Here is a 12,014-nt window from a genome sequence, read left to right as displayed (position 1 = left end):
TGAAGCACGGTGACGTTCCACTCTTCGGCGGGGAGCCACTCCGACTGCCCTTCAAGTTGATGTGGAGGGCATGTCGCCCCCGGTCTCACAGACGGACGCTCAGCGCGCTCCGTCGCTGGCCGGGTACGTCAGGACGAGGCGCACCTCGGCCGGTGGAGCACTGGAGAATAGAGGTTGAGGGCGTATGCAGGGCATCGAGGCTCCGTATCCCTGCGCGCGGACGCAGGGGCGCCATACTGGCGGCCCCAGCGGCGCTTTCCCGGTGTCCCTGGCCTGTGCGGGATCGGCCGTCTTTCCCGGCCGGGCTCGTCTATTTGTGGAGAAGAGGCGGCGAGGACTCGGCGCTTGACGTCAAGCATGGCTGCGGTCGCTCGCAGCACAGAAACCAACATCGCCTTAACATGCACCATCGCAGTAGGCTGTGCGCCAGTACACTTCCGACCGAGCGGGCCATGTCCAATCTTCCGAATATCACGATACAAATATCAAAACACACCGATCAGGAATTAATCAACAGACTACTGAGCGCCCTGCGGGCTTGCGATCTGCCATTTCGCGAGGCAAGCATGCAAACCGAGCTTGGCAGTTCACTACGCATGCCTGGAGACGGGAGCCCACCCGCTGGCGAGCTGGCAGAAACGCTCGCGCTAAATGCATTCTCCATTTCAAGTTTTCAATTCTCATTTGCCCAGAACCTGTACGCCACAATAAGCAGACAGGCAGGCAGCCCGACTGACGCTCTTACCTTGAACCTGGGCAACTATGGTTCCAATCCGGCGCAGGCAACAAAAATCCAGATTACAAACCTAGTGCATCGCCTACGCGAGAACCTACGCTCCACGGACTTTCTGTCCGCACAAGGGCTTAGGTCAATAATCACTCCTGAACTTCAGCGCCACTATGAACTCCGCGAGGCCGCAATTTCACAGCTTGAATCAACCATCAACCGCATAGCGAGCCAATTAACCCAGGACGCGCGAAATGTACGCAGTCAACTCGAAAGCGAGTACCAGTCTCGTGCGACTCAACTACAGGAAGAGCACGCTCAGCGCAGGCGGCTGCTCGATGAAGAAATTGCCAAAGAGAGGGCAAGCATCGCAGAGAAAGAGACGGCTATTAGTGAGAAACTAAAAGAGGTCGACGACAGCAAGAGTACGCATGCTCGAAGGCAACTTAGGCAGGATCTAAAGAAGGAGCTTGCCAAAAGAAGTGAAAAATTTGAGTTAACGCAGGGCACCCGCGGGCTTCGCCTTCCAGTTCTTATTTTTACGTCTGCGTTGCTTCTGATTTCTCTTGGAGGGGTTGTCGCCTATTCATATATTAGTTTCCGACAACTTACCGGGGGGAGTCCGACCTCTTCACTTGATCTTATTACCACTACTGCAAAACAACTGGCATTTGCGGTCGCCTTTGCGAGCACCTCCGTATTCTTTCTTCGCTGGAATAACCGCTGGTTCCAATCTCACGCCGATGAGGAGTTTCGTCAGAAGCGATTCGATCTAGACCTCGACAGGGCAAGTTGGGTTGTGGAGATGGCGCTGGAGTGGAAGGAGGAGAAAGGGACGGAGATCCCGAATGAGCTGCTCAATCGGCTTTCGGATGGCCTGTTTGTTGCCGTTGACGTCAAGAGAGACGAGCCACTCCATCCTGCAGATCAGCTCGCCTCTGCCATATTTGGCGCCTCTGCTGGTGCGACTATTGAACTCCCAGGTGGAACAAAAGTGGAACTTGATCGCAAGGCCATAAACCAACTCAAGAAGCGGTGAGCATGGTTTCTGGCTGGATAGCCGGCGGTGCCTGTTGCGACGTCACCCACGCATTGACGTTCTCCCCAGTCCAGGTGCGGACCTCCGCCTCCACCCGCGCGCAGCATCGCGGGCAGAGGGCGTGGCCCCACGCCTCGGTGCAGCTGATGCCGCCGCACCCGGTGGCGCACGCGATGCGCGGCGGCTCCTCGCCCCGCCCCACCGCGAGGGCGGCCCGGCGGCGGGCGTCAGCGGCGCTGACGGGCACGGACGGTAGGCTCCCGTCAGCGGGAACATCCTGCCCGGGCACGTGCCGGCGCCATACCTCCGGTGCGATGAAGGCCCGCGCCGGGCACACAGGGCGACGGCCCTGGCCCCACGCGTCCTCCAGCCATGCCAGCCACGCCCCCCGAAGACGCTCCTCGTCGCCGCCCACTGCGGCGAGCGCCTCCGCGTACCAGGTGCCCCAGCCGGAAGGCGCCGCCTCGTGGACGGCCCCCGGGAAGCGGGCGACGCGCGCCTCCTGGCACCACGCGAAGAAGGCCTTCTCCGGACCCAGCGGCGAGTCGTCCATCCACGCGCGCTTCCGGCGGACAGCGGGCGGTACCGGCGCGCGGGCCGGAGGGGACATGTCCCCCGGGGGGACGGAGGGGGACGCGTCCCCGGGGGACGGGGGATGGGGGACGGGAGACGCCTCGCGCGCGTCTTCAGCAGCAGCTTCTTTCTCTGCTTTCAGTCTTGCTCTCTTCTTCTGCTTCTTGCGCCTGTCTCTCTCTCGCAACCGCTCCGACTTCGTCGTCGCTGTTGCTGCTTCCCCCCTACCCCCCTTCATGTCCCCTCGTCCCCGGGGGACATGCCCCCCTGCGTCCCCAGGGGACGGGGGGACGGCGAAGGGGACAGGAGGGGACGCGGCAGGAGGGGACACCGGCACCTGCGCCGGGACGCCAGCGGGCCGGGACTCCAGCGCCTGGGCGAGCATCTCCAACGTCTGCTGGAGCAACTGCTCCATGCGCACCCGGGACGCGCGCTCCTCGGCCAGGGCCGCGAGCACCTCCTCCACGTGGGCACACGCGCATGAGCGCACCGCGACGTCCTCAGGCTCGCCGGAGCGCTCCTCGCGGACGCGCTGGGAGGCCTTGCCACCCCGGGGGGCGGGCAGCACCTGCGCGGCCAGCTCCGCGGTGACGACCTGGCCGGAGCGCAGCCGCACGTGGCCGGGCGGCACGTCGTCGGAGTCCTCGGTGAGAGCCGCGTCCTCGCGGCTGGAGCACGACGTCATGGGACTTCCCCTCGGGTGTCGGACTCGGTGGTGTCGGGCTCGCGCTCGTAGAGGCCCCCGGGGATGCGGCGCCACGTGGCCCGGTACCCGGGGATGGACACCTCCACGCGCTGCGGCCGGCTGCCGGTGCCGTCGAGCACGCGGTAGCCGAACTGGCACGTCAGGTGGCGCAGCTCGCAGGTGGCGCGGCCCTGGGTGCCTCTCCCCTGCTGCTTGTCCTCGGGGCAGCTCATGGGCGGCGTGCCTCCTGCGCGCACGCGTGGGGCGGGCACGCCGGGTTGCCGCACCGGAAGGCGCGGCACACCGGGCACGGCGTCATCGCCCGGCGACAGGAGCACAGGCGCAGCACCCGCGCCTTCAGCCCCGGCGCGGGCGGCGCGCGGAGAGCGGCGGCCGCCTGCTCCTCGTACGCGCGCCACCGGGCGTCGTCGGCCTGCCGCACCGTGGAGTAGGCCGCGCGCACCTGGGCGCGCACCTCGTCCGGCAGCGTCCAGTAGAGGGCCGTCACGTCCGGCTCGCAGGCCACCGGCTCCGGCAGGGGCACCACATCGGCGAGCCATAGACCCACCGGGCCGGCGTACCAGGGCGACTCGCGCGGCGCGTCCGGGTACCGGGAGACGGCCTCCAGCCGCGCCACCGCCACCACCGCGCACGCGGGCAACTCGGCGGCCGGCGGCGCCCCCACTGCGCACCAGGTCGACATCCACGAGGCGAGCGCGGGCTCATACTCGGCAGCCGCGCAGACGGCCACGTAGCCGCCCAGGAAGGCGTCGGGCGGCGGCGCCGTCATGTTGAGCACGGGCGCGTTGCGGACCATGGCCGCCCACGCGAGGGGCTGGGGCACGGTGACGGCGAGGAGGGGCGCGCGCCCTGGGTGGCTGGCGCAGGCGCTCACGCCGCGTACCCCTCCAACTCCGGGTGGAACCAGAGGTCCGGCACGAGGCTCCAGCCGTACCCGAGCTTCGACTTCAGCGCGGCCTTCAGCTGCTCCTCCGTCCACACCAGCGCGCCGCCAGCGGGAATGCCGTCGCCCACCATGGAGCGCACGCGCGCGTCCGACGTGGAGACGAACTCCAGCGGCGCGCCGTCCACCACCGGAGGCAGGCCCTGGAGAACGGCCAGCTCCAACGTGGTGAGGGGCCGGTGCCAGCAGCCGGACAGCGGGGAGATGACGGCGGGAGCCAGCGCGCCCTTCGGCACCTCCCAGCCCTCGGCGAGCAGCGCCAGGGCCAGGCGGATGTCGATGACGAGACGGGGCGGCGGGCGCGGGTCGGCCACCGTCGCCGGGCCGTTGTCCACCTGGAGGCTGCCGGTGACGGTGCGCGCGGCGGCATCCCATTCCAGCACGCCATAGAAGCCGTTGCGGCAGGTGAGGCCCACGCCGAGCGCCTCCAGCGCGGTTCGCGCCCGGGAGTCAGCGAGCGCGGCCGGCGTGTTGCTACTGCTCACCGCTGCGGAGCCCGACACCGTGGAAGCCGGCTCCTCCTCGCGCAGCACGCCGAAGAGACCCGGCCGGCCCGCGTAGGTGCCGGAGCCCTTCGCCGTCTGCCCGAGCCCTAGCAGCTCGAGGACACGCTGGTCCGCGACGGAGGGGGCACCGGAGCCCGGCCGGGTGGCGGCCGTCACTGTGCCCGCGGCGCGGTCCCACCCCGCCACCGCGTACTTGTTCCGGTGCCGCAAGGGGTTGTCCGTGCCCATGGCGATGCCATCGAGGGCGCGCGGGTCCGCCACGGAGACAGGCGTACTGCCACCGGAGACGTACGGCATGCCGATGACGGTGCCGGCCGGGCCATCCCACCGGATGACGCCGCAGGTGCCCTTCCGCCCGTCCGCGCGTAGGGGCAACGCGTCCAGTGCCTGAGGGTCCGCGATGACTGGGCCGCCCGCCTGCACGTCCTTCGTGCCTGTCACCGTCTTTCCCGGCACGTCCCAGTCCTGCACGCGGTACTGGTCGGAGAAGCGTTCGACGCGCGCATGCGTGAGTGCGACATCCTCCAGCCCGCGCGGGTCCTGCACGGCCTTGAGTCCCATGCCGCCCGGGCCGGAAACGGTGGGCGCCGGCTCCGCCCAGGCCTGGACGGGCTCGCGGCGGAACACCTCGCGGCGCTGCTGGCCCGGCTGCACCGGGTTGCCGAGCTGCTCCTCGATGAGCTCGCGGAAGGGGCCCGTCTCCACGCCGGCGGGCCACAGCCCGCGCTGCTCCAGCCACGCAACCACACCACCGCGCGGAGGCAAGTCGCGCCAGTCCCCACCGGGGGGCACCAGCGCCAGGCGCACGGCGTTGAGCCACTCGATGCGCGGCAGGCGGTGGTGCTTCCCCGCGCGCGGGTCGTCCGGGAAGGGAAGCGGTCCGAGCACCTCCCCCACGCCGCGCAGGCGCTTCTTGCTGGGCATGCTCACCGGCACCGGGCAGCGCTTCACGTCCTTCCAGGTGATGGTGAGGCGCTGGCGGACCTGCGCGAGCCCCGCCTCCTCGCCCAGGTCGTGCTCCACCACCGACACCTCGTAGCCGGCACGCCGGCCGAGTCGGAGCACCTCCTTCAGGTTCTCCGGGCAACGGTGCCGGTACGCGGGCACGTTCTCGATGACCACCATGACGGGCCGCTCGTCGCCCTTCCACGCGGCGAGCACCTTGCGCGCGGCCTTCACGGCGAGCCGGTTCATGTCCTGGTACTTCTTCGTCGCGGCCCGGGCCTTCGAGGTGAGCCGCGAGGCGCCCTTGCACGGGGGCGACCACTTCATGAAGTACGGCGCGCGGGGCCCGAAGAAGGCGCGCAGCTCGCGCGGGCGCATGCGACCGATGTCGGCGCACAGAGCACGGGCGCCGGTGAGCTTGGTGAAGGTGTCGCAGCGCTCTTGCTCGAAGTCGATGCCGCCGACGTTGCGGACGATGGCACGGTGGCCGTCCACCTCTACCTGGGCGCAATCGGCACCGAAGGCGCCGACGCCCGCCCCGGAGAAGAGATAGCCGATGGTGAACTCGTGCTGACGGATGCAGCTCATGGACGGCTCCGGGTGAGGTGGGCCACGGCGCGCAGCACTGCGGCGAGGGTGGCGACGACGGCGCCAGCCGCGAGCGCGGCGGCATGGGAGGCGTGAGGCTCGACGCGGGCGAAGCAGACGCCCGTGCAGGTGCAGCACAGCGCCAGGGCGACGAGCCCGAGGGTGCGGGAGCGGCGGCTCATGGCGCCTCCTCGCCCAGCCCCCGAAAGAGGACGGGCTGCCGCGTGTACGGGACAAACGACTTCCCACGGGCGAGCGGGTGAAGCGGGCTGCCGTCCGAGGTACGGCCGAGGCAGTGGAGCTGGCGCTCCGCGGCGCGCGCGAACTCGAGGAGGTGCGGCACGCTGAGAGCATTGTTCTCGTGCGCGCCCCACGCGGCGATGACGAGCGCCGTTTCCGGGGCGGCCAGCAGCGCGGCCAGTACGGCGGTGTTGGCAGGGCCGACCGTGTCCACGCCTGAAGCGGCGGCAACAGCGAGCGCGGCGGGGTACGGGGTCCGGTATGCCTGGAGGTTGCCCACCACCAGCCCCGTGCACCCCCACGCCTGGGAGAAGCGCACGCACCTAGTCAGCGTCGGGTCGTCGCGGGTGCCGTCCGCGTCCGACGGGTTCGTCATGAGCCACAGCGCGACGCGCGGAACGGCCACGGCATCCCACGCGCGCCAGAGGCTGTAGCGGTAGGTCCCGCATGCGCTGAGGAGCGCCCCGGAGTCGAGGTAGTGCGCGCTCACCGGGCAACCTCCACGCGCTTGAACTCCACGCGCCACACCCACGGGCTCGCGTCCCAGGACTCAGCGCCGTTGAGGAACCGCCACAGCGATGCGAACGACTCGCGCGCGGTGGTGTGGTACGCGACGCCTTCGAAGTGCGGTTCCGGCTCGTAGTTCCGCCAGCCGTTCTCCGTCGGATGCCGCTCAACCCCCTCCGCTCGCGCGTCCTCCTCGGTGATGTCGTGGAGGCGCTCGACGCGCACGCTCACCACCTCCAGCGTCAGGCGGGAAGCCCAGCGCGGCATGAAGAGCGGGGTGACGTTCCCGCGCTTTGCCGCAGCCGGGCAGCGCCACGCCGCATCGACGCGCGCAAGGTCGGAGAAGAGCACGGCGCCATCAGCGGCGTAGGTGATTCTCCACCCTATGCGCTGTCCCAGCGACGAGGCCGCGGGCCGCCACGTTTCCTTCACCCATAGCCGGTCCCCGGGCTGGCCGTAGGGACAGACCACCGTGAGCGGCTCCACGTTGTCCCCCTTCAGCAGCGCGGCGTCGTTGGTCATCGAAGCGCGCTCGTAGGCAGGCCCCGGGACGCGTTTGCCGACCGGCGGGAAGCTCGCGGTGAGTACTCGCCGCGTCACCGTCTTCCGTCCGGCGAGGATGGCCAGCACCATGGGCGCCAAGAACAGCAGCGGCCGCTCACGCACGGGACACCTCCACCGGGAACTCGTCCCAGGTGCGCCCGTCCAGCTCGCGGCCGGCTGCCTTCTTTCCGACACGCCGCACGGTGCTGCCGTCCGGGAAGCTGTGGTGCGCGCCGGGGCCCGCCACCTCGCTCACCGAGACCCACTCGCCCCACTGCTTGAAGAAGAACGGCACGCCTACGGAGACGCACTCATCGCGCAGCGCACGCGCCCAGGCAGGGTGCATCGGCCGCGCTCCGTCCTGGGACTCGCCACCGCAGATGACCCAGTGGATGCGATCGGCCACCGGTGCGTAGCGGGGGCTGACCGTCTTCGGCATCGTCCCGTGCAGGCCAATGCGGACGGGGCCGAGGAGCGGCTCACACGACAGGAAACGCACAGCGAGGCGCGTGGCGATGAGCGCGGACACCCGCTCATCCGCGCGCTGCTGGTCCTCCACGGACACCCCTCCCCAGAGATTCGGGAGCGGGAGCTGAATGGGCGCGGTGGCGCGTTTCCGGAGCAGGCGCGGCTTGTCGGCCAGCATCTTCGCCATGACCACGCCCAGGCGGTGAGCGAAGTCCGGCGCGTTGAAGTAGTCCCGCATCCGCGCGGCGCGCTTCGTCAGCACCTGGAACGTGTGCTGCGGCGACATCGCCATCACCGCCACGATGCGGTCGACGTCGGAGAGCGCCAGGTTCTCATGGAACAGGTCGCTCATGCTGTTCACGAAGATGCGGCGCGGGCGCGACCACGCGAGCGGTTGGAACAACATCGCCTCCACCACCCGCACGGCGCCCGTCCACCGCGCGCCCGCAGGCGTGAACGTCGCCAGCCCCTCATAGGCCTGCCCCGGCCCGGAGAAGCGCGCCGCCATGCGCTCGGCATAGCAGCCGCCCTTGAGCGGGCCCGGTGTCCCGCCACCACACCCGGGAGACACCCGGGAGCAGCCGCGCACCGGGTTCCACGTCGCGTCCGTCCACTCGATAGCGCTCTTGTCAGCCACGGCGACCTCCAGACACCACGCGCAGCGTGGGTGTACGGCGAGGGTTGGACTTCCTGGGCGGGTACTCGCGGCGCAGCCGGCGGCGCTCCGCCCAGAGGGAGGCGGCCAGCGCCAGATGCAGCAGCGAGGCCAGGACGTCGAGGAGGCTGGAGGCGTCACGCAGCACGGGCGCCCTCCTCCACCGCAGCGACGAAGCCGGCCTTCGCGCGCTCGTGGAGCCCCGACTGCTTGTCGCGGAGCTGGCGCACCAGCCGGACGCAGCGGACGTGCCCACACGTCATGGCGGGCCGCTCGCGCGACTCCTTCAGCTGCTGGACGAGCGGCCTCGCCTTCCAGCACACGAGGCAGCCCCCGGGCTGCATGAGCTGCGCGTCGCGGTGAAGGCGCAGGAGCAGCAGGCCGGCGCGGGTGACGGGCGTGGTAGCGACGAGGTACGCCACGGCCAGGCGGCGCGTGGCGGGCGTGGTGAGGAGGCCGCAGCTCACGGCGCCACCTCCAGCAACTCGGGGTGCTGGCGCAGGTAGCCCTCGGCCACGGCCTTCCCGGACTCTGTGAGGCGCCACGAGCGCGCGACGCCAGGGAGCCACGTCAACAGGTGCCGCCTCTGGAGACGGAGGAGGAAGTCCTGAGCCCCGTTGGTGGACGCCCATCCGAAGCGCTCGCACATGTCGCGGATGCTCGGCGCGACCTCGTGCTCCGCCTTGAAGGCGTGGATGAAGGCGAGCACCTCCTGCTGGCGCTGAGTGGGGGCTCCACCTGCGGGGCCGTGCTCAGGCGGTGGACGGCGGTTGCAGGACGTCATGCCGCGCTCCTCTCCCAGTGGGGCTTCATGGACGCGGCCCAGCGCAGCGCGGCCTGCTCGGCTAGGGTCAGCACCTGGTGCGCGCGCTGGCGCGTAGCGCCGAACTCCGCGCCGATGGCTTCCAGGGTCTCGCCCTGGAGGTGCAGCAGGTAGGCGCGCACGGCCTTCTCGCGGACGGGTTGCGTCGTGCCGGGCCGCATATGCGCGCACAGCCGCTCGCCGATGGAGGCGCCGAGCCGACGCGCTTCCGCCGCCCGCTCCTGCGTGGGTGGGACAACGACGTTGAGCACGTCGTCGAGCGGCACCTCCTGGCGCTCGACATACGCCCCGTGCTCGTCGCGGACGACGCCGACCAGGGCCAGCCAGCCCCTGGCCACGAAGCGCTTCACGGGCCGCTGAGTGAACGTCCTGAAGGACGCTCCCCCATCCGGGCTCCAGCGCTGCGCCGCGTAGATGGCGCCCAACCACCCGTAGCTGGCGAGGTCGTCCTCGTAGCCGCGAGCCACGGGGTGGTGCCGGATGAAGCGATGGACAGCCCACCAGACGACTCGGCGGGCCCCGGGCACGAGCTGCTGCTCCGCGGCGGTGAGCGGGCGCTGAGTGGTTCTCATGACGGCCTCCGCGTGCTGAGCGTTTGTTGCTGGGCGCGCGGGTAGCGGGCGGCGAGCTCCCGCCGGCGCAGCTCCTGGGTGAGCACCAGGGCCGCGCTCTCCTCCGCGTCCTGGCGAGTGCGGGCATGCACCTCCACCTCAAGGCCGGGAGCGCGCAGGGTGCAGATGTGGCCGATGGGCCCACGCTGGCTGATGCTGCTGAAGTGGCCGGTGATGCTCACGGCGCCACCGCCTTCCCGGCCAGCGCGGGGTCGACGCTGCACTCCGTGCGCTCGCCGTTGGGGACCGCGGCAGCCAGCTCGGCGCGGAGGAGCGTGGCGAGCCGGGGCATCACCTCGCGACAGAAGCCGCGCAAGTCGGGGTGGTACCCGTAGACGCCAAACTCGCTGGCGTCACCCAGCCCGGTCCGGTCGTGCCACTGGAAGTACTGGTAGAGGTCCAACTCCCCCGCGTCGCGAGCCTCGGCCTTGACGCCTCCGCCGACGATGTCGGTGAGGATGTCCCACTCCTTGGCCGCCTCCGCCTTCGACATGTTGCCGTCGCGCCGGTATTCGAGAATGTGCTGCCGGATGCTCTTGAGCGTGGCCTCACCGTCGAACCAGTCGCGCCGGTCCAACTTGCTGCACACGTAGGAGTCCTGGCCCTCGAGCTGAGCCACGAAGGCGCGGAAGGGCATGCCCGGGTGCGTCCATCTGAAGGCGTAGCTGCCCCAGCCAGAGACAGCCGCGAAGAAGCCATCCGAGCGAAGGACGACGTCCGCCAGCCACTGGCCCTTCTCTCCGCGCACGCGGTGCTGCCACACGGTGGGGGCGCTCACAGGGCGCCTCCCGGGAGCCGCACCACCAGCGCGGTGCAGTTGTCGGTGCTGCCCTGGGCGAGAGCCCGGGCCACCAGCTCCTCGGCGGCCCAGCGCGCGCCGAGCACCGAATCCATCTCCCGGAGCACGCCGCGGACGCCCTCGGTGCCGAGCGTGTCGTGCACACCGTCCGTGGTAAGGGCGTAGACGTCCCCGGGCTGCACCTCCAGCTCGCGGACATCGGGTACCGGCGCGTTGTCCTCGTACCGCTGGCTGCCCAGGCAGCGCATGAGGACGTGCCGGGACTCCGGGTGCCGGTGGTCCTGGGTGAGCTGCTCCAGGACGCCACAGCGCAGGCGGTACACTCGGGAGTCGCCCACGTGCGCCACCACGGCCCGGGCGCCACGCACCAGCAGTAGCACCAGCGTGGTGCGGCAGTCGGTGCCCGTGCGGCGCTGCTCATCGAGGACGAGCTCGTGCGCGAGGCCCACCGCAGCGCGGGCGATGCCGGCCAGGTCCCCGGGCCCCGGCACGAAGTCCAGGACGGCCTGCACCGCGCGCTGGGCGGCGACATCACCGCCGGAGTGCCCGCCCAGCCCGTCCGCAACCGCGTACACCGCCGTCTCCGGACCGGGACGGTGCCCCACCGCGTCCTCGTGATAGGCGCGCCGCCCACGCTCGGTGCACGGCCAGACGTCGAACGTCGAGGTGCAAGCCGTCACCGGAGCACCCCGCGCACCAGCGCCTGCACCTGCAGCGCGAGCCCCAGGAGCGTGGCCCCCGGGATGGACTCCATCTCGCCCAGGGCGTCCGCGTTGCCCTGGACCAGGTCCAGCACCGCGCGCAGCGCCTGCCCCAGCCCCGGGACGCGCTCTCCCTCCACGGCCTGCGGCACCGCCTCCCGGAAGGCGCCGGTCATCACGTCGGAGATGGTGAGGGCCGACCGGAGGGCGTGCTCCAGGCAGGCCCCGCCCCGGAGCTGCACCGCGCACACAGTGCACCCCTCGACGGGAGGCACCGTGGCCCTGAAGGACTCGACGGAGTCGAGCTTCGTCGGCTGCTGAGCGGGCGAGGAGGACTTGCGCCGGCTAGCCATGGCCCACCCCCAGGAGGAGCAGGCACGTGGGACATGAGTCCCACGGCGGTCCATCCTGGGAGGGGGCATGCTGCTGGTGGTACAGGGGCATCAGCACCGGGAGGGCCCGGCTCACGGCAGCCGAGGAGAGGCGCAGCGCCGTGGCCACCCGTGTGCCCATGGTGTGCTCACCGGCATCCGACGCCTTCCGCGACGCGACAACTCCATCAACCCGGCGTGGCGCGGAAGTGCGCGAATTCACAGCCCTATCAACCCCGACCAACTCCGTCAGCCCGTCGGCCTTCTTC

The 12,014-nt window shown here is 70.3% G+C and carries 17 protein-coding genes; 1 reads left to right on the top strand and 16 read right to left on the bottom strand.

Features of this window, described 5'->3' with window-relative positions; translation table 11 throughout:
- Nucleotides 1-452 precede the first annotated feature (452 nt).
- Nucleotides 453-1,766 (top strand): hypothetical protein, encoded by a 1,314-nt coding sequence (locus G4D86_RS36035; RefSeq protein WP_163998661.1) that lies wholly within the window; start codon nucleotides 453-455, stop codon nucleotides 1,764-1,766.
- On the opposite strand, the gene G4D86_RS36030 is transcribed toward G4D86_RS36035, so the two are convergent.
- The 16 genes from G4D86_RS36030 to G4D86_RS35955 are packed head-to-tail and all read right to left on the bottom strand — an operon-like array spanning nucleotide 1,753 to nucleotide 11,727.
- Nucleotides 1,753-3,024 (bottom strand): hypothetical protein, encoded by a 1,272-nt coding sequence (locus tag G4D86_RS36030; protein ID WP_163998660.1) that lies wholly within the window; start codon nucleotides 3,022-3,024, stop codon nucleotides 1,753-1,755. The genes G4D86_RS36035 and G4D86_RS36030 overlap by 14 nt on opposite strands.
- Nucleotides 3,021-3,257, bottom strand: coding sequence for a hypothetical protein (locus G4D86_RS36025; protein ID WP_163998659.1), 237 nt, complete (start codon nucleotides 3,255-3,257; stop codon nucleotides 3,021-3,023). The genes G4D86_RS36030 and G4D86_RS36025 overlap by 4 nt, the downstream gene beginning before the upstream one ends.
- Nucleotides 3,254-3,919 (bottom strand): hypothetical protein, encoded by a 666-nt coding sequence (locus tag G4D86_RS36020; RefSeq protein ID WP_163998658.1) that lies wholly within the window; start codon nucleotides 3,917-3,919, stop codon nucleotides 3,254-3,256. The genes G4D86_RS36025 and G4D86_RS36020 overlap by 4 nt, the downstream gene beginning before the upstream one ends.
- A complete protein-coding gene (locus G4D86_RS36015; protein WP_163998657.1) occupies nucleotides 3,916-6,027 on the bottom strand; it encodes a DNA cytosine methyltransferase in 2,112 nt (703 codons plus the stop codon). The genes G4D86_RS36020 and G4D86_RS36015 overlap by 4 nt, the downstream gene beginning before the upstream one ends.
- Entirely contained in the window at nucleotides 6,024-6,209 is a 186-nt protein-coding gene (locus tag G4D86_RS36010) for a hypothetical protein (RefSeq protein WP_163998656.1), read from the bottom strand. The genes G4D86_RS36015 and G4D86_RS36010 overlap by 4 nt, the downstream gene beginning before the upstream one ends.
- Nucleotides 6,206-6,757: a DUF1643 domain-containing protein gene (locus G4D86_RS36005; protein ID WP_163998655.1), complete on the bottom strand. Its 552-nt coding sequence runs from the start codon at nucleotides 6,755-6,757 to the stop codon at nucleotides 6,206-6,208. The genes G4D86_RS36010 and G4D86_RS36005 overlap by 4 nt, the downstream gene beginning before the upstream one ends.
- Nucleotides 6,754-7,440, bottom strand: a complete 687-nt coding sequence (locus tag G4D86_RS36000) for an ASCH domain-containing protein (protein WP_205520003.1) — start codon at nucleotides 7,438-7,440, stop codon at nucleotides 6,754-6,756. Before G4D86_RS36000 ends, G4D86_RS36005 begins: the two co-directional genes overlap by 4 nt.
- Nucleotides 7,433-8,422, bottom strand: coding sequence for a DUF5131 family protein (locus G4D86_RS35995; protein ID WP_163998654.1), 990 nt, complete (start codon nucleotides 8,420-8,422; stop codon nucleotides 7,433-7,435). Before G4D86_RS35995 ends, G4D86_RS36000 begins: the two co-directional genes overlap by 8 nt.
- Nucleotides 8,415-8,588, bottom strand: coding sequence for a hypothetical protein (locus G4D86_RS35990; protein ID WP_163998653.1), 174 nt, complete (start codon nucleotides 8,586-8,588; stop codon nucleotides 8,415-8,417). The genes G4D86_RS35995 and G4D86_RS35990 overlap by 8 nt, the downstream gene beginning before the upstream one ends.
- Nucleotides 8,578-8,907: a hypothetical protein gene (locus G4D86_RS35985; protein ID WP_163998652.1), complete on the bottom strand. Its 330-nt coding sequence runs from the start codon at nucleotides 8,905-8,907 to the stop codon at nucleotides 8,578-8,580. Before G4D86_RS35985 ends, G4D86_RS35990 begins: the two co-directional genes overlap by 11 nt.
- Nucleotides 8,904-9,224 (bottom strand): LexA family protein, encoded by a 321-nt coding sequence (locus G4D86_RS35980; RefSeq protein ID WP_163998651.1) that lies wholly within the window; start codon nucleotides 9,222-9,224, stop codon nucleotides 8,904-8,906. Before G4D86_RS35980 ends, G4D86_RS35985 begins: the two co-directional genes overlap by 4 nt.
- The gene (locus tag G4D86_RS35975) at nucleotides 9,221-9,835 is read right to left on the bottom strand and encodes a hypothetical protein (protein WP_163998650.1); all 615 of its coding nucleotides are present in this window, start codon (nucleotides 9,833-9,835) and stop codon (nucleotides 9,221-9,223) included. The genes G4D86_RS35980 and G4D86_RS35975 overlap by 4 nt, the downstream gene beginning before the upstream one ends.
- Complete coding sequence (locus G4D86_RS35970) at nucleotides 9,832-10,056, bottom strand: hypothetical protein (protein WP_240360647.1); 225 nt, start codon at nucleotides 10,054-10,056, stop codon at nucleotides 9,832-9,834. The genes G4D86_RS35975 and G4D86_RS35970 overlap by 4 nt, the downstream gene beginning before the upstream one ends.
- Nucleotides 10,053-10,652, bottom strand: coding sequence for a phiTE_072 family protein (locus G4D86_RS35965; RefSeq protein WP_163998649.1), 600 nt, complete (start codon nucleotides 10,650-10,652; stop codon nucleotides 10,053-10,055). Before G4D86_RS35965 ends, G4D86_RS35970 begins: the two co-directional genes overlap by 4 nt.
- Nucleotides 10,649-11,353: a PP2C family protein-serine/threonine phosphatase gene (locus G4D86_RS35960; protein WP_163998648.1), complete on the bottom strand. Its 705-nt coding sequence runs from the start codon at nucleotides 11,351-11,353 to the stop codon at nucleotides 10,649-10,651. The genes G4D86_RS35965 and G4D86_RS35960 overlap by 4 nt, the downstream gene beginning before the upstream one ends.
- Nucleotides 11,350-11,727, bottom strand: a complete 378-nt coding sequence (locus G4D86_RS35955) for a hypothetical protein (RefSeq protein ID WP_163998647.1) — start codon at nucleotides 11,725-11,727, stop codon at nucleotides 11,350-11,352. Before G4D86_RS35955 ends, G4D86_RS35960 begins: the two co-directional genes overlap by 4 nt.
- Nucleotides 11,728-12,014 lie beyond the last annotated feature (287 nt).

Source organism: Pyxidicoccus caerfyrddinensis, assembly GCF_010894405.1.
Lineage (GTDB): Bacteria > Myxococcota > Myxococcia > Myxococcales > Myxococcaceae > Myxococcus > Myxococcus caerfyrddinensis.
Note: the sequence above shows the minus strand (reverse complement) of the source record. Positions and strands in the feature narration are given on the sequence as shown.